The sequence below is a fragment of the Pseudomonas azerbaijanoccidentalis genome, from assembly GCF_019145495.1.
Classification (GTDB): domain Bacteria; phylum Pseudomonadota; class Gammaproteobacteria; order Pseudomonadales; family Pseudomonadaceae; genus Aquipseudomonas; species Aquipseudomonas azerbaijanoccidentalis.
Map to the genome: position 1 here is coordinate 1453743 of NZ_JAHSTU010000001.1, position 23594 is coordinate 1477336.

The 23594-nt window shown below is 56.8% G+C and carries 29 protein-coding genes and 1 tRNA gene; 2 read left to right on the plus strand and 28 right to left on the minus strand.

Annotated elements, in window-relative coordinates:
• Positions 1 to 894: 894 nt before the first annotated feature.
• Positions 895 to 963: transfer RNA gene (locus tag KVG88_RS06265), tRNA-Ser, on the minus strand.
• A gap of 176 nt (positions 964 to 1139) precedes the next feature.
• Here KVG88_RS06265 and KVG88_RS06270 point away from each other — a divergent pair.
• Positions 1140 to 1349, plus strand: a complete 210-nt coding sequence (locus KVG88_RS06270; RefSeq protein WP_217870726.1) for a hypothetical protein — start codon at positions 1140 to 1142, stop codon at positions 1347 to 1349.
• A gap of 119 nt (positions 1350 to 1468) precedes the next feature.
• Positions 1469 to 2770 (plus strand): hypothetical protein, encoded by a 1302-nt coding sequence (locus KVG88_RS06275; protein WP_217870727.1) that lies wholly within the window; start codon positions 1469 to 1471, stop codon positions 2768 to 2770.
• Positions 2771 to 3429: 659 nt separating this feature from the next.
• On the opposite strand, the gene KVG88_RS06280 is transcribed toward KVG88_RS06275, so the two are convergent.
• From KVG88_RS06280 to KVG88_RS06410, 27 genes are all read right to left on the minus strand, one after another.
• Positions 3430 to 3945 carry a DUF2514 family protein gene (locus KVG88_RS06280; RefSeq protein ID WP_217870732.1) on the minus strand — a complete coding sequence of 172 codons (516 nt, stop codon included), beginning with the start codon at positions 3943 to 3945 and terminating at the stop codon, positions 3430 to 3432.
• On the minus strand, positions 3942 to 4421 hold the full coding sequence (locus tag KVG88_RS06285) for a lysozyme (RefSeq protein ID WP_217870734.1): 480 nt from the start codon (positions 4419 to 4421) through the stop codon (positions 3942 to 3944). The genes KVG88_RS06280 and KVG88_RS06285 overlap by 4 nt, the downstream gene beginning before the upstream one ends.
• Before the next feature lie 99 nt (positions 4422 to 4520).
• Positions 4521 to 4907, minus strand: a complete 387-nt coding sequence (locus KVG88_RS06290; RefSeq protein ID WP_217870738.1) for a hypothetical protein — start codon at positions 4905 to 4907, stop codon at positions 4521 to 4523.
• Positions 4908 to 4917: 10 nt separating this feature from the next.
• Positions 4918 to 6108, minus strand: coding sequence for a hypothetical protein (locus KVG88_RS06295; RefSeq protein WP_217870742.1), 1191 nt, complete (start codon positions 6106 to 6108; stop codon positions 4918 to 4920).
• Between the two features lie 245 nt (positions 6109 to 6353).
• Complete coding sequence (locus KVG88_RS06300) at positions 6354 to 8552, minus strand: hypothetical protein (protein ID WP_217870744.1); 2199 nt, start codon at positions 8550 to 8552, stop codon at positions 6354 to 6356.
• Positions 8553 to 8555: 3 nt separating this feature from the next.
• Positions 8556 to 9785, minus strand: coding sequence for a hypothetical protein (locus tag KVG88_RS06305; RefSeq protein WP_217870746.1), 1230 nt, complete (start codon positions 9783 to 9785; stop codon positions 8556 to 8558).
• Position 9786: 1 nt separating this feature from the next.
• Positions 9787 to 10542 carry a hypothetical protein gene (locus KVG88_RS06310; protein WP_217870748.1) on the minus strand — a complete coding sequence of 252 codons (756 nt, stop codon included), beginning with the start codon at positions 10540 to 10542 and terminating at the stop codon, positions 9787 to 9789.
• Entirely contained in the window at positions 10539 to 11504 is a 966-nt protein-coding gene (locus KVG88_RS06315) for a thioredoxin domain-containing protein (protein WP_217870751.1), read from the minus strand. Before KVG88_RS06315 ends, KVG88_RS06310 begins: the two co-directional genes overlap by 4 nt.
• Positions 11501 to 11911: a hypothetical protein gene (locus KVG88_RS06320; RefSeq protein ID WP_217870753.1), complete on the minus strand. Its 411-nt coding sequence runs from the start codon at positions 11909 to 11911 to the stop codon at positions 11501 to 11503. The genes KVG88_RS06315 and KVG88_RS06320 overlap by 4 nt, the downstream gene beginning before the upstream one ends.
• A complete protein-coding gene (locus tag KVG88_RS06325) occupies positions 11911 to 12204 on the minus strand; it encodes a hypothetical protein (protein ID WP_217870754.1) in 294 nt (97 codons plus the stop codon). Before KVG88_RS06325 ends, KVG88_RS06320 begins: the two co-directional genes overlap by 1 nt.
• The gene (locus KVG88_RS06330) at positions 12204 to 13649 is read right to left on the minus strand and encodes a hypothetical protein (RefSeq protein ID WP_217870755.1); all 1446 of its coding nucleotides are present in this window, start codon (positions 13647 to 13649) and stop codon (positions 12204 to 12206) included. Before KVG88_RS06330 ends, KVG88_RS06325 begins: the two co-directional genes overlap by 1 nt.
• On the minus strand, positions 13649 to 14218 hold the full coding sequence (locus KVG88_RS06335) for a phage adaptor protein (RefSeq protein ID WP_217870757.1): 570 nt from the start codon (positions 14216 to 14218) through the stop codon (positions 13649 to 13651). Before KVG88_RS06335 ends, KVG88_RS06330 begins: the two co-directional genes overlap by 1 nt.
• A complete protein-coding gene (locus tag KVG88_RS06340) occupies positions 14215 to 14511 on the minus strand; it encodes a hypothetical protein (RefSeq protein WP_217870760.1) in 297 nt (98 codons plus the stop codon). The genes KVG88_RS06335 and KVG88_RS06340 overlap by 4 nt, the downstream gene beginning before the upstream one ends.
• Before the next feature lie 47 nt (positions 14512 to 14558).
• The gene (locus KVG88_RS06345) at positions 14559 to 15530 is read right to left on the minus strand and encodes an SU10 major capsid protein (protein ID WP_217870761.1); all 972 of its coding nucleotides are present in this window, start codon (positions 15528 to 15530) and stop codon (positions 14559 to 14561) included.
• A 12-nt stretch (positions 15531 to 15542) separates the two neighbouring features.
• Positions 15543 to 16412 carry a hypothetical protein gene (locus KVG88_RS06350; protein ID WP_217870763.1) on the minus strand — a complete coding sequence of 290 codons (870 nt, stop codon included), beginning with the start codon at positions 16410 to 16412 and terminating at the stop codon, positions 15543 to 15545.
• A 72-nt stretch (positions 16413 to 16484) separates the two neighbouring features.
• Complete coding sequence (locus KVG88_RS06355) at positions 16485 to 16781, minus strand: hypothetical protein (protein ID WP_217870765.1); 297 nt, start codon at positions 16779 to 16781, stop codon at positions 16485 to 16487.
• Between the two features lie 453 nt (positions 16782 to 17234).
• On the minus strand, positions 17235 to 19289 hold the full coding sequence (locus KVG88_RS06360; protein WP_217870766.1) for a portal protein: 2055 nt from the start codon (positions 19287 to 19289) through the stop codon (positions 17235 to 17237).
• Complete coding sequence (locus tag KVG88_RS06365) at positions 19286 to 20593, minus strand: PBSX family phage terminase large subunit (protein ID WP_217870772.1); 1308 nt, start codon at positions 20591 to 20593, stop codon at positions 19286 to 19288. The genes KVG88_RS06360 and KVG88_RS06365 overlap by 4 nt, the downstream gene beginning before the upstream one ends.
• Complete coding sequence (locus KVG88_RS06370) at positions 20590 to 21195, minus strand: hypothetical protein (RefSeq protein WP_217870773.1); 606 nt, start codon at positions 21193 to 21195, stop codon at positions 20590 to 20592. The genes KVG88_RS06365 and KVG88_RS06370 overlap by 4 nt, the downstream gene beginning before the upstream one ends.
• Positions 21192 to 21386: a hypothetical protein gene (locus KVG88_RS06375; RefSeq protein WP_217870775.1), complete on the minus strand. Its 195-nt coding sequence runs from the start codon at positions 21384 to 21386 to the stop codon at positions 21192 to 21194. Before KVG88_RS06375 ends, KVG88_RS06370 begins: the two co-directional genes overlap by 4 nt.
• Positions 21387 to 21432: 46 nt before the next feature.
• Positions 21433 to 21621 (minus strand): hypothetical protein, encoded by a 189-nt coding sequence (locus tag KVG88_RS06380; RefSeq protein WP_217870777.1) that lies wholly within the window; start codon positions 21619 to 21621, stop codon positions 21433 to 21435.
• A gap of 4 nt (positions 21622 to 21625) precedes the next feature.
• Positions 21626 to 21877, minus strand: a complete 252-nt coding sequence (locus KVG88_RS06385; protein ID WP_225933855.1) for a hypothetical protein — start codon at positions 21875 to 21877, stop codon at positions 21626 to 21628.
• Positions 21877 to 22194, minus strand: coding sequence for a peptidase M48, Ste24p (locus KVG88_RS06390; RefSeq protein WP_217870781.1), 318 nt, complete (start codon positions 22192 to 22194; stop codon positions 21877 to 21879). Before KVG88_RS06390 ends, KVG88_RS06385 begins: the two co-directional genes overlap by 1 nt.
• A 76-nt stretch (positions 22195 to 22270) precedes the next feature.
• Positions 22271 to 22435, minus strand: coding sequence for a hypothetical protein (locus KVG88_RS06395; RefSeq protein WP_217870783.1), 165 nt, complete (start codon positions 22433 to 22435; stop codon positions 22271 to 22273).
• Positions 22436 to 22520: 85 nt separating this feature from the next.
• On the minus strand, positions 22521 to 22790 hold the full coding sequence (locus KVG88_RS06400; RefSeq protein ID WP_217870785.1) for a hypothetical protein: 270 nt from the start codon (positions 22788 to 22790) through the stop codon (positions 22521 to 22523).
• A gap of 148 nt (positions 22791 to 22938) precedes the next feature.
• Positions 22939 to 23328 (minus strand): antiterminator Q family protein, encoded by a 390-nt coding sequence (locus tag KVG88_RS06405; RefSeq protein WP_217870787.1) that lies wholly within the window; start codon positions 23326 to 23328, stop codon positions 22939 to 22941.
• Positions 23325 to 23576: a hypothetical protein gene (locus tag KVG88_RS06410; RefSeq protein ID WP_437179931.1), complete on the minus strand. Its 252-nt coding sequence runs from the start codon at positions 23574 to 23576 to the stop codon at positions 23325 to 23327. The genes KVG88_RS06405 and KVG88_RS06410 overlap by 4 nt, the downstream gene beginning before the upstream one ends.
• Positions 23577 to 23594: the final 18 nt, after the last annotated feature.

Sequence of the window (23594 nt, forward strand, 5' to 3'; positions counted from 1 at the left end):
CCATTGATGTTCAAATCTTGGGGGGGAGTCCGAGCTCTACGACTTCGGCATCCGCCTGACTCCCGCCCTTGAAGTATGGAATGGCTTCAGCCGGCCAGGCTGAGCAGGTAGCGTTCGACGCCGATGGTTGGCAGAAGGCTGGTGGAGATGTGAAGAACTGCCGTCTGTTGCTGGTGAAGATCCTTGATCACCTGGACTGAAGGCCGCCACGGAACTGGAGCTTACATTAAAACTACAAGGCGTCAGAGACTTAGGCGACTTTCAGAGTATCGACAACTACCCGCCCATCAGCCATGAGCTGAAGATACTCGCGCCATTTTTGGAAGGCTTGCTGCTGCCTGGTGGATGCCGCGAGCCACTGAGCGCCACCAATCAGTCCTACTGGGATGGACATCATCTGTTCGATTGCAAAATCAAGTTCATTTGCGAGCTCACGCCCATTCGGCAAATCGAGGATTAGTGGTCGCATAAAAAACCTGTTTTATTTTTTGGGCTTCTTCATCGACTTTTCAATGTGCTGATCGTGCGCCAGCTCCGACGAACGGCTTGCCCAATCACCACCTTCTGCCGCCCGGCGCTGGGGCGAGAATGGCGGACCTCCCTGCCCTAAAGCGTTCCGTAACTACATCCGAAAAGGCCAGGTGCCGGCGAGCAGAACCGCAAACTCGGGTACGTTGAGCGTTCAGTCGGTCAGACGGCAATGACCTGGTCGCGATGGTATTGAAAGGAGCTGCATGGTGGTCGCACGGGTTAGCGACCTAGCATTGATTACCGCACAGACGCGCACGGATTTCTGAATATGTGGTTTTACGCCAGTTTTGCGCGGGTTTTGCGCAGACACAAAAAAGCCGATCTAGCTGATCGGCTTAAGTGCCTGAATTTAATCAGAAAATATGGTCGGGACGGAGTGATTCGAACACTCGACCCCTAGCACCCCATGCAAGCAGATGGGGCTACAACCCGCTGAAACCATGACTCCTGACCGGGCGCTCGCTGCAACGATGCCCAACAGCGTTTAACGTCGAGTGACTTTGTCACTCGGAAATCCCTCGACCCCTAGCATTTCCAATCTCCGGCGTTCTGCCGAACCCCACCCTACCCTTGTGCCTGCTACGCTTTCCTATTTCACGGAGTAATCCATGCCAAACTCAGACTTGCTCCCTTCTCTACTGCTCAAGCTCAACGAAAACCAGCTCGCCCTTGAAGCCGCCATCATGGAGCTATCCAACTGGGTCGAGCAACGCGGTGCAACCGAGGTTGCCGAAAACGTCCGCGGTGCCCTGGAAGCGATCGACCGCAACGAGGAATTCATTAAGATCACTCTGGCGGTGATGATGACGCCGGAGTGACTGAGCGAAAACCTTCGATAGCGCCGACCGATCCGCATGAGCATGCGCAACCCCGTCCGGTCAAACCTAGCGAAAAACGCGTCTACACTCACCGATGTAACTTCCTCGGGGAGCGGTTTATGAAAATCCTATTGACTGCTTTTTTATGGATAGCAAGCCCGATTGTTTTCGGCGCGACATCCGTCCCACATATAACTAACGAGGGTTGCAAGGTAAATCTTGAAAAATTTGCATCTATCAGCTCCGCATCTTGGTCTGGCAAGTGCCGAGATGGCGCGGTGGACGGAATTGGCGTAATGAGCCTGACAGGTGCCAGTGGTACTTTAAAGCTGATACAAGAGTACTACGATGGAGAATGGGCATCCTCCCAGTACTTCCTGGACAGCAACTCTATAGTTCAAGCACAAAGACAAGGGCAAGTAATAACAATTAAGGCTTGCAAACTGTCAGCGGATTGCGATTTATTATATCAAACAGCCATAAAAAGTGGATTATTAAAAAAAGCCAATAACTCTGGACTGACTGGGGTGGTTAGATTTTTTGATGATAGAACCATCGGAGAGGAAGCCCTTGCGAAGCTGGAGTCAAATTTTTCGGCCGGTGGGCCGAATACAGCGAAGGCAAATAAAAGTAACGGCGCAATCGGAACAGCAGACGGCTTAGATTTTCGTTTACAGAACGGCTACATCGTAGCAACTGGCGGACCTTGTACCGCCCCCGGGCTGTACAAGGTTTCTGTAGGAGAAGGAGCCTTCAAAGAGGTTAAGGATGGCACCTTCCGAAATAACTACTACTTGGATGGAGTTATGCGTTCAAATCGTGGTTTTGACATCCACACGATGCTTTCTCCAAATGTTAATTGGAGTGAAACAGTCAGACAAAATCGAAGCGAAGCCAGTAACCTTCCCCTAGGACATGAGGCAAAGGTAGATGCAGAAAAAGAAGCAGATGTCGTTGAGTGCTTGGCAAGGAGCCAAACACAGTATGCAATCGCTTTTGAAAATTGGATGAAAGCCAATATGCATCTATGCAAAATCTGTAAGCCCGAACCAAACAAGCCAGATCAACAGTACAAAAAACCCGCTAATGCTGCGATATGTCCAAAGACTGTTACCGTTAAAGACAATATTAACGGCGGCCCATGGACTGATTTTCAGTGGGAGCTTGACGCGGAAATAAAAAACGACCAAAAGAAGCTGGCAACCCTTTTGGAACAACTTAAGGACACTCGAGACTGCAACGGTTGCGGCTCCTCCTTCAGCGAATATTTCCATACTACCGTCGGTGAATATCCCGGTTTATATCTTCTTAGCGATTACGACTTAAGAGATCCAGCCAAATCACATTGGCAGTTTCAGCAAAAGTCCACTCATCCTTTTATAAAAATGGTTAGTTGCGAGTTGGGCATTGTCTCTGAGTGAGATCAGATTTTATTATGCGGTAGTCGTGGGTAATGAGCGGCCTACGATTACCGGAATAGACCGCTTACAGTATATCTGTATAAACGCTCCACACGCTTGCCAGACATGCCGACAGCACGATTTTTCATTGGTGTCCAGCGTCGGTGATGGCAACAATTCGTTGAGCATGCGCTGCAGCAGTCGAGTGTGCCTTCCTCCTTAAATCATTAGGGCTAATGACTTGATGACGTCAGACACATGAAAACTGAATGTACCAGTAGTTTGATTGCATCCAGAAACTGCTGGGGCCTGAATGTATGACTGACCCTCCCTCCGCGTTTGCACCCTCAGCATCTATTTTGTATTGGCCGTTGCAAGCGTCATGCATCTTCTTATAGGCATCCTCGCGGCGCTGCTTGCGAACATACTCCGCTCCGTCGTTCAAGTACTTCACAATCCCTGATCTCGAGCTTTCGTTTACAGGGGCGTAGGCAGACCCAGAGTTTGGAGAAGAAACCATATCAGCAGTGCAGCTCGACAGGCTTGCAACGCTAATGACGACAAAAAAATATTTGACGTACTTCATGTCGCGATTTTCTCCATGAACAAATGAACAATCCCAAGTAGCTACAGAGTTCCATCGAATTAGACACTTTGCAGCTGAATCTGCAGGATAGTTGTCATTTTGTGATAGCTCCATATGCCGCTTCGCAGGTTAATCCCCGGGCTCGGGCTTGGTCAGCGCCTTCAGCCAGGTCGCCCGCTCGCTGGTCAGCGCGCTTGAGCACGTCGGCAAGCACCATTGCGGCGCGGGTAGCTGCCGCGCTTGTGGCGGCAGTACAGGAATGGCCGCTGGCTTGACTGGCTGCGAGTCGAGCGGCAAGGGCGTCGGCTGCCCCGCGCAGGCTGTCAGCAGAAGCGCGAGCAGCTGCAGCATCAGCAGTGAGTTGATCGATCGTGCGTTGACCATCTTGGATCGCCTTGTTGATGGAGAGTTGGCGGGCTTGCTCTTTGGCGCGCTCAGCGGCTTCGTTATCTGTCCGGGCCTGTGCGTCTCTGGCGTCTCTGGCATTCCACTCTGCCTGCCAGCGACTTTCAGTGACCGACACACCGTGGTGATAGGCGCCGAACAGCGCAGCGCCCATCAGAGCAAGCGCAGTTATATAAGGGAGGATCCTGAGCAGGATGGTGTTCATGCTGCAGCCACTCCAATGGCAATGGCCTGGGTGGCAGTCTTGCCAGCAAACAACGCAGCTTCGGCCGCGCGCCGGCGTGTCAGGCCACGCATCGGTTTTCCGTTCGCACGGTTCCAACGCGGGAATTGCTCGATGGCTTCATCCATGTCGCCAGCATTCACCAGCCTCAGCAGCGTCGATCCTTCGAAATTGCCATGCCCTAGGTTGTAGACGAACGCCACCAGCGCATCGAACTGGCCCTGATTGATACTGGAGATGACCGCACACGATACGGACATCTCCCGCTCAGCCAGATCGGCCAGCAGCTGGGCATCGGCCTTGGCCTGGGTCCAGACGAGTCCACGCACCACTTCCGGCCCGGTATGCCCCCAGCCTATTGTCCAAGGCGCACCGCCGGTGGCTGGATCTGGATAGGCACTGAGCGAGCATGACTCGAAATACTTCAACACGGCGATGCCGTTTTGTGATGTGCGCATTTCTCAAACTCCAGAGACAAAACCGCCGGCTTGTTTGCCGGCGTTCGGGAGAATCTTCAGCAGTTGCTGCGCGGTGATTGGCATAACTCTCCCTCGGCGTCACACAGGACGAACCGGACGGTGTGAAAGAGCAGGGAAGAAGTCTGCGCCATCTTTCCAGTTACTCACTTGGCCTCGGTACTTCAGCCATTGCTTTTTGGTGCCTGGCAGAAGGTCCGGCGGCGACTCATCTGCCTCACCTTCTTCAATTGCCTCCAGTTGACGGGAAATCACAACCAACTCGGTTGCGCGCCAGAGGTTTTCTGTTTCGGCGTCTTTAGCCAACTGCATTGCCGCCAGCTCTGCTTCTGAAAATTGTGGCTCTGGGGTGTTCCCCAGTTCCAACCAGGCACAATATTCCTGATATTCAATATTCCCGTCATCGAATGGGATGCACGCCCCATCAATCAGCCTGATAACGGAGTCTGACCCTGAAAGCTTGTACATGAGCAAACTCCTAAATGTCTGCTGAAATTAGAACTGAGCCACCGTAGGTAATCAGCGGGAAGCTTGCAGTTGGGAATGCTCCACCAGCAATCACCGGCTGAAACTTTATTGCAGAATCGACACTGTTATTGGCGGTTACTCCGGTGATCGTGCGGCCGCCGTTAGTACCATCGAAGATGGTAATCGGCGAAATAATCGTAATGGTTGGTGTCGCCCGCATAGGCGGTTCCAGGCTCAGGGTAATATCTTGAGCACCAAAACCTGATTGCACATAACCAAAAGCATTGAGCTGATGTTGTCTTGCGTATCTTCGGCAGAGAAACAGTTCATTTGCGTAGATACGCTTTTCGATAGGAGTGGCGATTAAGCCAAGCTCAAACTGGACTGCCGTGAATGTGCCGCCTGTGAATCTGATAGTCACATTTGAGCCGGCAGTTAAAGAGGCGGTTTGGCCTCGATTTGTGACTGCAGCACCATTTACTGCGGCCGTTGCAGTGCCAGTCCATGACAGCGTGTAAACCCCGCCCTCGATCGTGCTCCCCTCAAGAACCTGTTCAACGCCACCAGCGGGCGCAGTCATGATGAATCCAATCCCACTCGCCGTAAAAGTCAGGTTCTGCCCAGAAACAACGACCTTCATTCTATCAATGGTGAACTGATTGGCCGCAATCGTCGCGGTGCCAGATACGTATCCTCGCTGGTTGACGGCGCCAACCGGGTTCAAGAAAAGATTTTTGGAGGTAGTCTGTTGTTGCTGGACGGCAAGCGCGCCGCCGCTGCTATAAACCAGGATCCAGGAACCGCCGCCAACACTTGAGTTGTACTGCAGGCAGATCTCGCCATTTGCAACGATCTCACCGCCAAGCAGCGCAGTATGTGCGAGACTTACCACTGGTTTTGCAGTCAGGCCGTTCGGGCTGAAGGTCGTAGCGCCAGTGTTCGGCGCAGCAGCCTTAACCAGAAGCACAGTGCTGTCGCTGAGCACGGTGATCGCTGGCGAGTAAGTAGCCGTTATCGCGTTGGCCGAACCTCCGCCCGCAGCAAAATTGAATGAATTGCTTTGCGCCCCATCGCGCAACAAGGCGATGTAAGATGCATAGGTGCGCAGGTAGTCGTCGATCAATGATGGAGATTCGGAGCCAGCCGGGCTGTTACTGCCAGCAGTGGTCGAAAGGTCATTGATTGAAGAAGGGATAGGCATGTTTTTTCATCCCAATAAAAAAGCCCGCTCAAGGCGGGCTCTTGTTGAGTGAGGGCGTTACACCCTGGAGGTTTTGGTGGTGGACGAGCACTTATTGAAAATACTTCAGCTTTCCGCCGTTTTCATCGGCGTGCAACTGTTGGTCAGACTTGAAGACTGGTTGACGTTCCTGGCAAAAAAACACCTACCTAAGGGCAGCAGGATCAGGAAGTTCGTTCTGATCAATCCCGACGAGGACTAAGTCGTTACTGCTCCGTGATTCCAAGCAGGCCTGGTGCCGTGATCAGCGGTAACAGGCTTGGTTGTGGAGTTCGCGGAACAACGATATTCAGCGGAGGGTTCAGCGCTGAGCCCACATCGGACATCTGCTTGGCCTTGCCGGCAGCAGTGACTGTCATGTTGAGTAATCCATTCAGGCCTGGAATATTTGGCATCGCCTGGATGAACCGCAGCGCATTCGATGCGGTGGTAGAGCCAGCAGGCTTCATTGGCGGATTCATAATGCTGCCGCCGGTTCGGAGGATGCGCTGATAGTCAGCCCAGCCTGCCTTCCCGAACAGCTCCCTACCCTTTTCCGGTCCGATTTTGTCGAGCGCCTTGCGCATGCCATTAATGGTGAAGGAGCCTCCAGTCTCCCCTTGCGTCGTAGCAGAATCACGGATGTAGGTTTGGGCAGCATCACGCAGGGAACTCATGATGGGTACGCCGCGGTCCCGCTCAAGTTGTGAAAGACCCTTGAGCTGATCGACCTTCATTTTCCCGACGATATCCGGCAGATCCTCCGGCGCGTAGTAGCCCTTCAGGATCTTCTCGATAAGAGGGCTGGCTTCCTGGAACCTAAATCTGTCAGCAGCGGCGGAACGTGCGGCGCGGAATGCCTCCGCGATACCCGGCGCTGTTTGCTCGCCTGCCTGCTCTGCGACTCCAGTTGCAGGGCCAACGCCACCTTGGAAAGGCACCATTGCGCCTTCACTGGCGGCCCGCGTAGCACCGGGAGGTCTTGGGTGGCCGCCGATTTGCGCCGCGGTGAACGGCTGGCTGGAGGCCCCAGAAGTAGATGCCGGGCTGCGCATGCCGGGGGCTGTGTTGAAAGGCGCTGACTCGCCGGCATCGATCGCGTTAATCAAGTGTTTCTTTACGATCCCAAGCGCTACGGCTTCTGCCCTGTCATTCGTACTGTAAATTCGACCATTCAGCGCTTGCAGGCGCTGCATAGCCGTACCCATGTCGAACGGTTCCTTGCCGCCAGTAGCCTTCTGGAACCAGGACAGGGTGTCGGCTGGTAGTTTCGAGCCAAGCATCTGCTGATCAAGCTCTACGGATGCGTCATTGACGAACTTGTGCGGGTCGAGCGGGATGTCGCGGCCGGCAGTATTGCGTGCAGCTTGGTACAGGCTGTCTGCCTTGGATTTTAGCCCTGCGTCATAGTCACTAACGGATTTTTGCAGGACCTGCCCGCGCTGATAATCCGTTGCATCACCGGTGCCTTTGCGCACCCCGTACAGAAGCGACCGGTTTGCATCCACGAAGCGTTTTTGCATCTGATCGTCAACGGTGTTCAGCGTGTTCTCTTGCCACCATTGTTTAGGATCACGATTCAGCCAGCCTTTCGTAGGCTTAATCCCTAGCGCATTGAAGTCTGCCATGCGCCCAAGCTGGGTAGCGTCAAGGTTTTCCACGTCTTCCATGGACTTCTTGCCGATATTGATGACCTGATCCTTCACAGCCTGCGGCAAAGAACTAAAGTCGATACCTTTCTGGGAAAGCTTGGCCGAAACTTCCATCTCGATGGGTGCATCTGGTGTTATTAGGGCTTTGACACCGCCCGCCACTTTACCTACGCCACGACCAACAGCAAGCCCGGCGCTACCACCAACTGCGCCAGTCAGCGAATTAGCGCTACGGTCAAGAATGTCACCTGGCTGGGATAGCGCGCCAAATGCCGCACCTGCTCCGGCAGCCTGTTTGTAGTTCGCAGGATTAATGACGGCATTGCCGGCGGTCTCCAGCAACCCGCCCACCGTTTTAAGCGCAGGGATCGTGCGAGCAGTACTCGCTGCCTGGATAGCTTTACCGCCAGCCTGCAAGCCGCGGCCGCCAAGATAGGCCAGCCCAATTTGCCCACCGATGTTTCCGCCGATCCCGGCCGGGTCAGACATCAAATCATCGTCTGCGCCAGGGGCGCGCTGCCACCCGCGAGGCCAAAGAACACCGCCAAGGCCGATACCTTCCATCAAATCAGCAACAGCCTTGCCAGCCCCCAGCGTTCCGCGCTCCAGCCAATTACGCTCTTTTAGGCGGTCAGGTGGCGCGAGCGCGGCCTGAGGATGTTCTGCAATCTGCGGTTGAAATTGAGCCGTTTGGGCCGGAGGCTCTCCAGAGGACTGCACAGCTTGTTCCTGCTCCAGGCGCATACGGAATTCGAATTCTTCCTGTTCGGTCATGTTTTATTGCCCCTGACGCCGTTTGAACTCTTGGTAACGGGCTTCTTTGTCTGGGTCAGCGAATGCGCCCGCTTGTGGCGCAGCCATAGGCGCCTGAGGTTGCGCGGTCCGCTGCGCGGCTTGCTCTGCACCACGACCTGCAGGAATTCGCATGTCTATGACCGCTTGCTCGCGAGCGCGCTTCTTTTGCGCGATCACCGCATCGCTGTCGCCTACCACTGGAAAAAAGGTTCGGAGGTTTTCAGCTTTTTCAGAAGGCGTTGAAGCCGCGCCCGTCTTGGCGCGTAAAAAACCCTCGGCCCATTGCTCTTGTGCCTGGGCGATTTGCTGGGCTTCCCCACTAGCAAGTGCATTGGTGTAAGGACTACGAGCGAGTGCTACGCGCGCAGGGGTAGCCGCCCTGGCGAGTTTATCAAGAACGTTTTCTGCCCCGGTCATTTGACTCAGATACAGCGTACTCTTGCCTTCAAACTCCGTGAGCCTGGAGGACGCGCCGTCCTGAAACGGCGTACCGGTTTGCGTAACTATGGGCGAGACTTGGCCTGTGCCTTTGTCGACTCGGTAGCTGTTTCCGTCAGGGCCGGTAATAATTTGAATGCGACCAGCCTCCCGCTGGACATTGTTGGCATCCTGCATCGTGGCATTCTGCTGATGCTGGTTCACAATGCCGGCCCATCCACGGGCATTGGCCGCGCTCTCGCCCGGCGACATACCCATGGCAAAGCTCTGCCCGGCCTTCGGAATGGCGAACTGCTTGGCTGCACCCGTGTCGACCAGCTGCGGCGCGACGTATGAGTCGATGGCCTGGCCCACTGGTTGGCCGTATTCATCGTACTGCATGGTCTGCTTGCCGCCGTCAGCGCTCGGGATGTCTACGGTGCGCGCCACCTTGCTCATCCCGGCCCGGGGCAACTGGGCAAACTTTGCGATTTCATCGGGGGCAAGACCAAGCGCCGCCGCCGACTTCCAGTCGAAGGTGTCTCCACCATCGGCGCCCTTCCCATACAGGGTCGGGATTGCTTGTCGCTGCTGCTGGAGCATCTGAGCCTTCTGCTGTTTCAGCGCGTTGGCACTGGCCGCAGAATACCCGGCGATACCTGACAGGCCGGCCGCGCCCAAGGTATTGACCGGGCCGCCACGTCCAGCAGTTGCCGCCGCACCAAACGCAGCCGCGAGCAGCCCCTGGCCAGCCGGTGTTTGTACAAAGTCAAGAAGTCCATTCATGTCAGGCATTTCAATACCCTCTCTGCGCGCGGCGTTGCTGCGCGTACTGCTGACGCTGGGCGATCAATGGGTTGGGCTGGCCTTGCGCAAGCTGGGTGAGCGTTTGCATCCCGCCGTCTGGCTGTCGTGGTGCTGGCCCTGATGCCTGTTGTTGGCCCTGCCCCTGATTCAGCAGACCGTAAACCTTTTGCCCGGTGCTTGCGGCGTCCATGTAGGGTTTGGCAGCCGTGCTGAAGTTTGACAGGCTGGTCCCCATGGAGCTCAGCAGGCCAGGGGATTGGACGCCGCCTGCATAGGCTGCATTGCCCATACCGCCAGTGACTAAAGGCTGACCGATGCCGTAACCAGCCGCAGATGCACCAGCACCCGCCCCGGCTCCAGCGCCGGCACCTGCCGCCCCAGCTGTCCCGGCTGTACTCGCAGCACCTCCCGCGGCACCGGCCGACCCACCAAGCAGGCCACCCATAGCACCAGCACCCGCACCACCTGCAAACATCGAAGCAATGGCCTTGGCCACCGTGTGCATGGACTTGCCAGGACCGGTATTAATGCCGGCCTCCTGGGCTTCTTCATAACGTTGCGGCGCGGCACCGCCCCACTGGTCAACCAGCGGTTTGTCATTGGTGCCAAGCACCTTGTTCCACATGCTGGTGGAAAATGGGTCAGCAGATCCATAGAACAGGCGAGCCGGGTTGTCCTTTACTTGGTTGCCCATGGCGCCAAGGTTGAACATTTCAAAGCTGCCAACATCTCCCAGGAAGCTCATTTGCCACCCCCGGACTGTTTGGTGGTTGCGGTATTACCCAGCCCTGAGCCGAACACTCCCGACATCGCGGCGAGTTTCTTGTATGGGTCGTTTTGCTGGTCGGTCCAGTTCTGATACAGAGCATCAAGCTGTTGCTGCTGGTTGTCTTGGTATGCGTTGCCGGCGTTCGTCAGTTGGGCTGCATTCGTGAACGCCTGGTTGCCATAGGTCGGTGCCAGATTAAGCATCTGCCCTTTCATCTGATCGTTACGCGATGCGTAGTCATTGCCCATGCTCGAATTGAACTGGCTGGTCTGCATGTTTCTGTTGATCTGGCTTTCAGCCAAACCTTGCTGCGTGGTGTAGTCCTGCATGCGCATGCCAGAAGCGGTGTTGCCAAGATTCTTGGTCAGGTCATTGAGTGCGTTTTGCGTGCTGGCCTGGGCTCCGGTATTGCCAAACGAGCCAGAGCTAACCATTTGCGTAGTCAGTCCTGGCGCTACCGCATCGTTGTAGTTGCGGGTGATGTCGCCCATGGCCGCATCGATATTTTGTTGCAGATACGGGTTGGAGCCGGCGTATTGGTTGGCTCCACCGTTGCTGGCATAACCAGCTGGATTGGCTGTCGCCGCGTTGCCTGAGGCCAGCGCGTTTTGCATCGTGCTGTTGGCTTGATCCATCAGCGGATCGCCATACATCACGCGATTTTTGATGATGTCGGTGGCTGCGTTTTGATACCAGTTCGGAGAGGCAACCTGCTGGCCGCCATAGCCCTGATAGCCTTGGTTTGCCAAATCCATAGCTTTGTTGCTGTATGCCGTGGCGAGCGGCTTCAATTCTTCCGGGATGGATTGAGTTGTAGAGCTACTCGACCCACCGCCCTTATGCGGGCGAATCACGTCGCCGACGAAGGCCGGCAGAGCCCCCATGGCCGGGCCGCCGAACTCTGCGTTGATCTGTTCGTGCAAGTCATCAATATTCACAGTTCGACCTCCAGGACTTGGTAGACAGGCGCAAAACCACAGCGCTGTCGATAAAGGCGTGCTTGGGCTGGAGCTGCGGCGCAACGAAGGCGCAGGCAGCCAAAAGACTTGGCCATGCTGCCAAGCTCATCAAAGAATTCATCAAAATGGCCATGCGGGGCGTACAGCTCATAGACGTACATGACGCGGAAGTTCGGTAGCTGCTCTACCCCAACGACAGCCCAGCCGACGATATTCGTGTCGTGATCGAGCCTGACAAGCGTTCGCTCGCCACGACTGAGCATCATCTTCAGCTGGTCACCTGTGATCTCTCCGCCAGAGGTGGCGCAAGCGATACCCAAGTTATGCGCGCCTTCTTTCCAGGCCACATCGATGTGCGTTGTGGGAACCACGATCAGTTTGTTCATCAGTTACCCGTCAGGAAGCGGCGCTGCACCCAAGTGCCAGGCGTGCCGGATGCAACGCAGGTCCAGCCCTCGATTACGTACTTTGAACCTGCTGTACCAGCCTCTACGGGCGCCGAGTTCATCATCGAATCCCCCTGCATCCACGGACCGGTAGTGGGTGCGGCGGTTGCCGCAGCGTAGAACCCGGCGATCCTGCCCTCGGAGATCAGGTTGACCTGAGTGGCATGCTCGCGCAGTTCACGCTGCAGGACTGGATCAGTTGTCGCGACCGTAGGGGTTGTTCTGAGCTTCATCAGCGACCTCCTGCCGACTGAAGGTCAGCATCCATGTGCGTCACCCTTACCGGCCCAGTGAAGCTAAATGATGCCCGATGCCACCGCGCTGACTGCCGGAGGTCAAATTTCCCATCAAGTACGGCGCCCGCAGCGGCTGACGTAAAGCCAACGCCGGAATTCATTTGGATAAAGGTCTGCACTGACGCGGAAGTGGGGGCCATGGCATACCGCATGCGGATTTTGTTGAGCGCGGTAACAGCGTCATCGTCGCCTACATCGCCAGTTGTCATCGAACTGGACACAGACGTTCCGGTCATCGCTTGGAGCTGGTGCGAGGTATTGAAAATCGACAGAGATTTTCCGCCGGCCAGCCAGAACTGCGAATCGAACGAGTACGAGACCAGCCCATCGATCGTTGGCGAGATAGCAGAAAGCCCATCAATGGTTACGCCATTGGCGACGTAATTAAGGGCCGCCTCGATGCTACGGTTGGCGACTCCCCACTTCTTGGCGGTGATGTGATAGACAAGCGCCGAATCTGGCGTTGTGGCGCCAAGCGATGGATAAAACACCCACACAAGGTTCTTCTGCCGATCAAACACGCAGATAGTCCGGTAGCGATAAGAAGGACTTGAGTTGTCGAAGAAATACTGCCGCACATAGCCATCAGCGACTGGAACTGGGCGGGTGCCGTCGAAGATCCACAGGTTGTCATCACCGACAAAGAAGTGCGCACCGCCAATGTCGCAGATGGCTTCTTTGCCGATACAGCCAGCCTCGCCGCCAGGGACCTGCATCCAGTTCCACACTGTCGGGGCGCCAACATACTGGCCAAGGTAGATCGAACGAGCTTTGTAGGCGATGGCGTACTCACCAAGGCGCATCCCGGCAGTGAGCCTGCCCGCAGTAGCAACTAGCCGCCCCGAGGTGGCCTGCGTCGCCAGGTTTGGCGTCCACGACGTGTCATCGAATGCGGCGCAGCAATGCCAGCCATCAGGCTTTTCCGAGCCGTCATTGGTGTTCAGCGCCATTACAAAAGCGCCAACCGTGAACAGAACTTCAGCCTTTGGCGCTGTGGCCACGTCCGCAAACGAGGCGCCTGTTGAGCGCTGGATTACGTCTGAGCGGTTCGAACAGAGTGTCGCGTCACCGAACTGAGTGATAGACCAACGAGTATCCACACCGCCTGTGTAGGCAGCAACTCGGCCGATATCGACCCAGGCACCGGCGGACAGCTCGTAAAGTTTGGTTCTTGTTCCGGCGATAATTCGCCGCGTATCGTCCAGCTTGGTCACCACGGCTGCACCATTGCAGGCTGCCACCAAGACAGGCGTTGATGCAGGAGTTGCAGGCTCTGGAGCTCCTTCCATGCCGTTCTGATAGGGGATCAGGTTAGAGCACGACGTGAGTATGCCAGGCGTTGTCAGGTCCGCATCTGGCGCAAAACCGAGCAGTGGAATCATCACCGCGCCCTCGCAGCCATAGGACCAGAACGGCGCTGGTCATTGCCACGCAGTTCGTCGATCACCTGAAGGAACCGACCCTCCCAGGTCGCCGCGTCAGCGGCATTCTTGACGAACAATGCCGCCTCCATCAGTGCACCCCACAGGTACAGGCTCCACGGGCCTTCGCTGACCCAGTTCGTGGCGGCTGTGGCCAAGGCAGGGATGCGCACATACAGCACGCCCTGCACGCTACCAGCGCCATCGAACCGCAGATCCGCACCATCCCATGCGTACATGGTCGGCGTGCCTTGATAGCCGCCTGCGATGACTGACTCAAGTCCTTGAGGCTTGAGCGGCGTGCGCTCATAGTTCGGCACCCAGAGGGCTTTTACATCGATGACATCAGCCGCGGGCGTAATCAGATTATCCGTGATCGCCGTTGCGACAAGCGATGACTCCATCTGACGCACGCGCAACGCGCGATTCATGCGCTCTTCTGCCAATTCGATGAAGTCTGGAATGCGCGGTGACAGGTCGCCGCGGTTGATCCAGTCTGCAACCCTCTCGCTGATATCGGCGTAATTCATTTGAGTGCCTTGCTGAAGGTGGCCATCATTGGATTGGCTTTGAGCCATGCGACCAGGCGCTTTTGGTCAATGCCACCGTCTTGGCGCATCATGGTTCCCAGTACGGCATTGGGGATGAAGCCGATGTGCCGCATCTCGCCCCAGCTCTCGCCCTCTGTTTCTGCGCGCATCTCTTTTGCGCGCTCGAGGAATGGCTCGGCGTCATACGACTTCTCGAACACGATCTTGTCGCCGAGGTCGTGAACGGTTGTCTTAACGCCGGTTTGTGGGTCGTATTCGGAAAATTTAGGCATTAAAAAACCCGCCCCAGTTGCCCAGGGCGGGCCTCATCATCGAGTGATTATGGAGTCAGGTCAGCGATCTTGCCGTGCGCTTTCTCGGAGGTGACAACCAGCGCCGCCTCGACCGAGACCAGCTCCTTCTCGGTGTGACCGGTTTTCGCCAGCGCATCCGACTTGAAGCCACCCAGGTACGCAATGCCCGCGTATTCCGGGTTCAGAATGAACACAGTGCCGCTGTTGGCGGTGGCCTGGATGTAGTTAGGAACCACGGTCAATTCGCCGAAGTCCGACACGTACACGTCAGCACCGCCAACGATGGTGGCCTGACCGCCTTTCTTCAGGTTGACGCGGTTGAGCGCGATACCAGTGAACGCGGAGAACCCACCCTTGTGGCTTGGCGTCATGCTGATGATGGTCGGCATTTCACCGCTGTTGGTGTAAATGCTCTGCATCACGGTCTTCAGCTGGGCCTCAGCGAAGGCGCGGGCAGTACCTGCGACCGGTGCAACAGTGGCCAGGCCCGAAGTGTGGGCAGTGGTCGAGCCACCGGCGCCGTGGCTGGTGTTGGAGTACAGCAACACGCCCAGACCGGCCGACTTGCGCGCGGTGGTGCTGTTGCCCTGAACGGCCGGGTTGTTCGAGAGAACCATTGCTTCCAGGTCGCGCTTCAGTTCGACCATGCACTTGGAGACCTGATACTTCATCTCGCTGGAGCGGCCGGCAGACTTGGTTTTTTCCTGGGTGCTGGACACCACAGCCGTCTTGTCGAACAGCTGCACGGTGTTGGCCACACGATCAGTCGGGGTCAGCGACGTGCCGGTGCGATCATCACCTTCGATTACGGCGTTGTCCTTGTTAGGAGTAGCCAGGTTGTCGCGCTGCCATTCGTGCAGGCGCTGGGTAGCCTTGAAGCGGCCGATGGCGGAGACGATCGGGGTTTTCTCTGGCGAGACCATGTAGATCTTGTCTTGCAGGTCTTCGCGGTTACCGATGGCGTCGTAGGAGTCAAAGGTATTGGTAGGTTGGGTCATGGCTTACTCTCCTCAGAGCAAAGCAGCCAAATCCTCGACACGGCCATTCTTTTTCAGGCGGTCGAAGGCGGCTTGATTGGTTCGGGGCTTTTGTGGGGCTGCCTGCGGCTTGATTGCCGGGGCTGCCTCAGCGACTTTCCGCATGGCTTGAGGCTGTTTGGCCTGAAGCTCCCGCCACTTCATGGCGTCATGCAGGATGTGGACGTGGCGGGCATCTACGAGGCCATTCAGCTCCTCGGGCTTGATGCCGTAATGCTCTTCAGCTGCTTTGCGAATCTGCTGAGCGGTCTGCGGCCCAAAGCCCGGCAGGCGTGCGTGCAGATCCTGTTGAGCCTCGGTGAGCATTTGCTGACGTTGTTGCTCCGTCAGGTGCTGCGCCTGGGCTTGGGTCTGCTGCAGTTCTGAGAACTTGGTTTGCGCTTCGCGCTGAAGCTGTTGATAGGCAATGGTCAGCTTTTGGGCCTGTGCCGGGTCCGCATCAACCAACGCGTTCCAGTCCAGAGCCTCGAATTGGGCTAGCCGATCCTGCACTTGGCGGAACTCGACAGCCTTCTCAAAGGAGGCGCCCAACACCTGCTCGCGCTGCTCAAGAGCGTGCGCGCGCTCCTCAACAGCCCGACGCTGATCGGCTACCTCTTGGGTTTTCTGGGTGTAATCCTTGTGCATGAGAACCATGCCCTTGAGTTCCTTGGGAACCCGATAGGCCTTGCCCTCGATCTCGACCAGTTCGCCGTCGTCTTCTTCCGTGGCTTCGGATTGCTCACCCTCTTCGGGGAGTTCTTCGGCCTCGGCTACTTCGCCTTCTTCGACCTGCTCGGGCGCCTCATCCAGAAGCTCGGATACGTCATCCAGCGACACTCCACTTTCTTGGTTGGTGTCCATCACTCACTCCAGTTCGCCCGTGTGACGGGCATAAAAAAGCCCGCTCAAGGCGGGCTGTAGTTGAATTCGTTGTTATTGGCGGAACAGCTTGGCAATCCGGCCCTGCTCTTCGTACTGCTTGAGCTTGTGCGCGGCCAGCTTGCCGGTGTCGATGTAGCCAGTCAGGACCTCGCGGAACTTGCGGCTGGTCTTGATGAGCTGCCAGAGCGCTTCTTTGCCCTCCTTGTCGCGTGCCGGGCAGCCAATCCACTGCTCCATGACTTCGCGATCGATGGCGTCCAGCGCTTCTTTCAACAGCTCGTTTTCCAGCAGCTGAAGTGCAACCTGTCCACGGCCTTGCTGGTCAAGTAGATCCGCGTCATTGCTCACTGTTCGTAGCTCCCGCGATATGGGCCCGGGAGCTTGTCACCGGGCTGCCAATTTGTCTGGAAGTTGTTATCGAAGTAGGGGCCACGTCCGATTTTCCTCTGAGCCTCAGCATGGTCGGCGGCTTTGGAATACAGTAGGTCTGGCACTCGTCCAGATCCCAGCAACCCGAACTCTTTCTGGGTCATCCCCGGGACCATCGACGGGAAAGTGCGCCCCTCGTCGTCCGTTACGCTAATTTCCGTACTCACGCCATCATGATTCCGCATGGGCCCAAGCCACCCCATGCCCTTCGGCGCCGGCACTTCCCCAGATCCAGGCTCAACCCAGCGCTGACCATAGCCATAGTCATATATCCCTGGAGCTGGCGTTACCGCTTGGGCTGGATGCCCGGCGAGAAGTTGTCGAATTACCGCCCCAATACCAGAGCCTGGCTGCAGGCTAGCCATGTCGGCATCACTGGCCATTCGGGTATTCCTCGTCGCGATGGGCGTGTGCGGCGGCGTGATCGAGGCGAAGAAGCTCCATCTCCAGCTTGAACTGGCGGTCCTTTTCGGCCTCGGATGCCTTGAATTGACGATCCTTATCGGCCTCTTGGGACTTCTGCACCATCTCGGCCTGGGTCTTCATCTGCTCGTTCTTGAGCTTCTCCTGCTCAAGCACCACCTTGGGGTCTGGCGGTGGCGGCTGCTCAGCTTCTTGCGGAGCGGTGGATGGATCGACCCAGAACTCTTCTGGATTCTTGAAGCCGGCGTTCTCGGCCAGTCGCGCCTGCACGTTGTAGAACTTGTCAGGGCTCATCAGCGCCTTGGCGAATGGCGACTGAGCCACCATGGCCTGAGTCTGAGCAATCTGCTGCAGGAACAGGTTCTGCTGCTGCACATCACCAGTGCCGATGCCGACGTTGATCGTCATGTCGTACTGATCGCGCCACTCTTGCGGGTCAGCCTGCACATACTTGCCATTGAGGCGGTAGCTCAGCTTCTCCATGCCGTTGTCCGTCAGCACCTTGAAGATGCCCTGGAACATCGGCGCAACCAGGCACTCGGCGGCGATGCGGGCCATCAGCTTCATACGCTTCTGGCTGGCGTTCATGATCATCTGGGCCCCGGTGGCAGTCTTGTTCAGACTATCGCCATCAAGGCCCTGGCTGTATCGCGTCCAGCCGGTGCGGTTTTCCTTCTCGCCCTGCAGCTGCTCAAGCATCGGCATAGCTTCGATGCCCTGCCAGCGCTCGGTGTATGGACGCACAGCGCCTGGCTGCTTCTCCATGATGATTCCGCCAGGGCGACGGTTAAGCAGGCTATCGATATCGGCCTGCGGGTTGCCTTGGGAGTCCATCGTGACGATGGTTTCCTGGTTGTTGGCCAAGTACAGGTTGTCGAGCTGCTGACGCATGATCGTGGTGTGAATGCGCTGGAAATCTTCAACCAGATCCGCCACGGACATGCCGTTGAAGGCGTGCGTCATGATGTACGGCGTCCAGGCCGCGATCGGCACATGGCTGCACTCTTGGTTCTTCAGGATGCGGTCACCAAGGCGCACGATGTTGCGGCGCTCTGCGATGCCATCACCGTCGTAGTCGACCAGCACGTACTCGTCGCGCAGGTAGCCACGGACCATGGTCTGGTCTACCGGGTCTTCGTCTTCCCAGTCATCGAAGCGGCCACCGTTGTTCTCACGGTAGTCGGTCACGTTCTCGTAGGTCGCAGCCCTGACCTCGGACGCTTCTACGTCGTAGCCCATCTCACGCAGCTCAGACACGCTACGGCGAGTGACGTGGCAGACGTAAGGGCAGTCCTTCAGCAGAGGCGAGTCGTGCCGGCGCGAAACCTGCAGCTCTTCAGGAGGGATCGCCACAACGCAGCAATAGCCCTTCTCCTGAATCGTCTTGACCTTCACGTTGAAGCGGCGCGGCACCGGTGGCATGGCGCCAGTCATCTGGAACTGTTCAGTGGCCATCTGCTGGAACTGCTGGGCCTCCTCCTCGGACAGCTCAGCCTCTTCCTGCTCGACGATCTCGGCCTCAGGATTGTCCTGCAGGAACAGCGCGATCTGCATCTCGTCGACGCCGTTGTAACGTGTGAACGTCGGGACGCGCTTCTTCTCGTGGAACCACTTAACGGCGCCAGTCTTGAGCAGCAATGCATCCTTGAGCGCGGTGTAGAGGATCAGGAAGCCGTTGTTTTGCTTGTAGAACACGTAGTTGCAGGCGTTGGTGACCTGCTCGGCGCCTTCTTCATCCTCGGGGCCGACTGGCTCAAAGACCACCGCCTTTTCTGAGCTGGTGAACACCTCGATCAGGTCCGGCAGCATGCCCTCGACCGCATCGAACACGTCAGAGGCGACGACAGCAGAACGGCCCTCCTCCTCATTGCCATATGGCTCGCGGGTGTACGCACGCATAGCCATGACGCGCTCTTCTTGCAGCTCCCCATCGTTGAACAGGTGAGCTTGGCGCGCCTCATCGCTGAGATAGGAAACCAGTTCGGCGTCGGTCATCTTGGTCATGCGATCACTCGGTTTCGGTATTTGATTGGGGCCGGCGCCGTAGCGGACGGCTGCTCGTAGGCGATGCACATTAGGCCGAACGCGTCTGAGCTGTGGCTGGCCCAGTCATGCGCAGGACCCAGGCCAATGCCGCGGATTTCGTCTCGTTTTTCGTGATACCAGCCAAGGGCCTCGCGACCAGCCTGGGTTGGCGTCTCGTCGAACCACATGGCCGGGAACAGGCGGCGACCAGCCTCTACACGAAGCATCGCAGCGCCTTTGCCCTGGTTCGGGATGACTGTGACGATGTAGCCGGCAGCCTCGAAGGCCGAGCGGTACGACACGTCATGCACTTTGTCCTGCGTGTCGCCGTCGTGCGGCAACCAGATCTGCGCCTTGTCCGGTGAGTAGCCTTTCGACCTGAGCCAGTTCAGGTGCGCCTCAAGTGGCTGACCCTGCTGCTCGTAGTGGTCGAGGACGCGTATCTCTCTGCCGATGAACTGGGCAGCCCAGAACACGAAGTTGTCGGCCTTTGCACCAGTGCCGCCGATGTCAGCGAACAAACGGATGGTCATCAGCGGATCAGCAGCAACTCGGCCGATTCGGTTCTCTGCCTTCGCCTTGGTCAGGGCCTGCGCAAAATATGCACCTTCATGCACTTGCTCGTAGCCCCCTTCCCAAATGTGGTCGTACTTCTCAGGCTGCAAGCGGAGACAGTCCAGGCGCTCTTGCTCCAGCTCGGCGGTGAACCATGGGTTGTCGCGCCAGTTCGCTTTGACCACCACTGCGCCAGTCGGCAGCTCGAGCCCCCGGAACATTTTGTCCACCGGGTCTTTCTTGTGCCGCGGGTTCCAGCCAAACCAAAGCTGAGAGCCCGGCGCACGGATCGTTGGCCTTAGCAGGTCCAAAGACCGCTGAGTAGCCGTCTGAGCCTCTTCCCACCACGCACGCTTAAACCCCTCAAGGGACTTCACGGAATCCGCCGTGTAGTCGTTCATGCCCTTGAAGATGATTAGCCCATCGCCCGGAGTAGAGATGACGTCGCTGTAAACTTTGAAGCCATCCGCCTGAGTGATCCTGTGAGCGTTCAGCTTCGACTCAAGCAGCGCCTTGGATGACTGGCTCAAGTCCTTCTGGATCTCACGGATACAGACGCCTCGCATCCCCTCACCGCTTTCACCTGGCGCCGCCATGCAGTCTTCAATGAGGTGTTCTGCGAAGAAGTGTGACTTGCCTGAGCCTCGGCCTCCCCACGCAGCTTTATACCGGGCAGGCTCCAGCAGCGGCTCGAATACTGCGGCCGTTGGCAGGCTAAGGTTTCTCATTGCGGCTTGACGATAATTCGAGTGATCTTGCCAATGGTCTCGTCTTCAGGCGCACTTTCAAGGTCATACGCTTGGCGCTCCAACGTAACCAGCGTCTTCAGCGTATCGCTAAGTTCCTTCATGGTTTTGGAGCGCCCAGGCAGGCTAATGACTTTGCTGTACAGATCGTTGCGCCTGTCGATGCCCTTATCATCAGGCTCATGCAGCAACTCGCCCAGCTGTTCGAACAGGTCGCGGTTGTCGGTCAGGCAGTCAAGCTCGTCAAGCAGCTTGTTGGCCAACCGACGCGAGCGGCGAATATCAGTGCGATGCGCCAAGCGGACGTTGGCGATCGCCTGCGCGTTGGCATCGATGACTGCGAGATCTGTAACAGCACGCTCAGCTGTTTCACTTTCTGTTACAGCCTGCCTTGTTACAATGTCTTCAGCCTTCGCCTTGATCTTGGCCGATAAGTCTTGGACCCATCCAAACTTCTTGGCACGCCGCGCAATGGCCACATGGTTTGCACCAGGGCATGCGATGGCGATCTCTCTCAGCGAGAGCAGGCCAGCCCGGTAGAGCTGCTCAATGCGCTCCCAGTCTGGCGTTGTCTTCTCAGTCATTCTGGTCTGCCGAGCAATTTATCCATTGCCGGGTCACCCATGCCAAAGAACGCTGAAGATACGTTCAGTTTCTTGGGCTCTTCAATGACCTCAAACTCGCCCTCAATGAATGGCGGCTTACAATGATCGGGCGGTTCTTTTCCGCATTGGCGGTACTGCGCGGCGAGCGCAGCATCAGCGGCAGCCTTCATCTGCTCCTGCTGATTCCTGTATCCATCTGGATCACACATCCCCATGTTATTCAGCCTCGCTTCTTTGATCTTCGTGCGGCTCGATCTCGCGGTACCGGGTCGCCCTTCTTCCATGGGCATGCAGCTTGTCGTCGTCGACTTCAAGCCCTGTCAGGTAGGCAAAGGTGTAAACCCCTACCACGTACAGGCGGAACCACCATGGGTGATAGGCAGTGAGGTAAACCTTGCGGGACATGGATTCACCTGCAGATGTGACCGCGCTTGGCGATTGCGTAAAGAATCACCGCGGCGTGCATCACCATCGTAAATGGGCTGACCGGGTGACCTTTGATGTTCATGATGAAGCTGCCGAACGCGGCAATGGCCACCAGATAGAACGAGATGCTAAGCAGTGGCTCGTCCATGGGGCGCACGCGGCGCAGATACTCGGCAGCGGCAATCACTACCAGCACACAAAGGAATGCGTCGACGACCTGCAGGATGGTTTGCATCATTGACCTCCTGTGACGCCAAACACTCCCGGCATTACTTTCTTCAACAGGGGAATGATGTTCATGGCCAGGAGGCCAATCAGGAATGCGACGCCGTACTGAGTTTCACCGCCTGGTTCCAGCTTGAAGAAGCTGATGGCGAGCGGTGTACAAAAGATCGCTGAGCTGAAGCCAGTGAAGAAGGCCCAGAACGCCTGCTTGCGGGTCAAGCCCTGCAGGAAGGTCAGCGAGAGGATCGCACCAGCAAAGCCCGCGATGATAATGCCGTACTTGGCCAGTAGCATCCCGGCAGCAGTAGTGCTCGCAGGTTCGGCCATGGTGTGACTCCAAGGAATAAAAAAGGCGCCGTGTGAGGCGCCAAGACCGCCGGGGAGCGGTATCAGGGGAAATCTGCTAGTGGAGTGTTTCGGTGTTCTTGATGCTTTGTGCCAGGAGGTCAGCAGCAGCCTTGGCGAATGTCTCAGCGAGCTTAGGCATCCCGCTTTCCTTGCACTGCGATGCCGTGGCTGCGAGACACTGAGCGATCTCGATCAGCCTGGCGTCGACAGTGAGGGTCATTCGTGCTAGCTCCTGTCCTTTGTCCTAGGACGGCGGACATAAAAAAGCCCCGCACTGTGGCGAGGCTTGATAAGCAGTACGTGGTCTACTTGTTCAGTGCTGCGTTGACCGTGCCAATACACAGAGCTACCGGCGCATCGGTCGAAGGATAGGCAAACAAATTGCCTGTCCCGCCAATTGTTGGACGATACATGTCCTCTTGTGCAATTCGATCAGCAAGGCTCTTGTCTGCACAGTAAGCGACAAGCTTTCCTTGGTAATCGACTTGCCACAGATTTTTATGTCCGGCCAACAGACCAACGTCGTCTTTGATGGCTGTCGCTGCAACCAGGGTTAGCGCGTAAGTGGTGCTCATCTCTACTTCCTTTTGAGTGAAAGCGAGAATCATACAGCCAGTAACGCAAAAGCCCGACGCAATGGCCGGGCTTTCACTGTGGTGTCGCGCAGAAACAGCTGAACACCGTGCCATGAAAACAGGTCGTTATCCGCGTGGAAAGATTTTTTTACGCAGCCTCTCGAATCGTCTCCAGAGCAGAATCAATCCAAGCGATTCCGGCCTTTATAACCTCCCGAGCCTTCGCCTCACCCATGTCATTTTCCCGGGCGATCCTCAGTGCCGGCCATTTAGCGCCGAAGTAAAGCCAGATGAAATTTCCCATCTGCTGATCCCGCTTCGTTAGTCGAGCGACAGCTCCATCCAACACCAGCGCCAGGTCATCGGTCACTGAGTACTCCTTCACTTCTCCATGGCACTGCGTGTTGTCGCGAATCAGCGCGTAGAGAGGCGACACATACCTCGGTACGCCCATCCCATCCATCCGCCAAAAGCCCCACTGTTCCAACAACCACTCGGTATCCCCCAAGGCTTTACCGATGTACGTTCGCTTTTTCATGCGGCTTTCCTCGGGTCTGGATCACTCAGGCCGAATAGGTCACGCAGCAAGCGATCGACAGGCTTGCTCTTCGCATTACCCTCAATCAACCAACGCTGGCCGAAGTCGTGGAACCCGATCTCTGCTCGGCTCCCGTGCCAGCTGGCAACCATGTCCAGGAGGCACGCCAAAGCTGCAGCGCCGCCGATCTTCATATTGGCAAATTCTTCACCGGCGACTTTCAAAAACATCCGCTCCAGTTCACTCATGCTTTTACGCGGGATCGG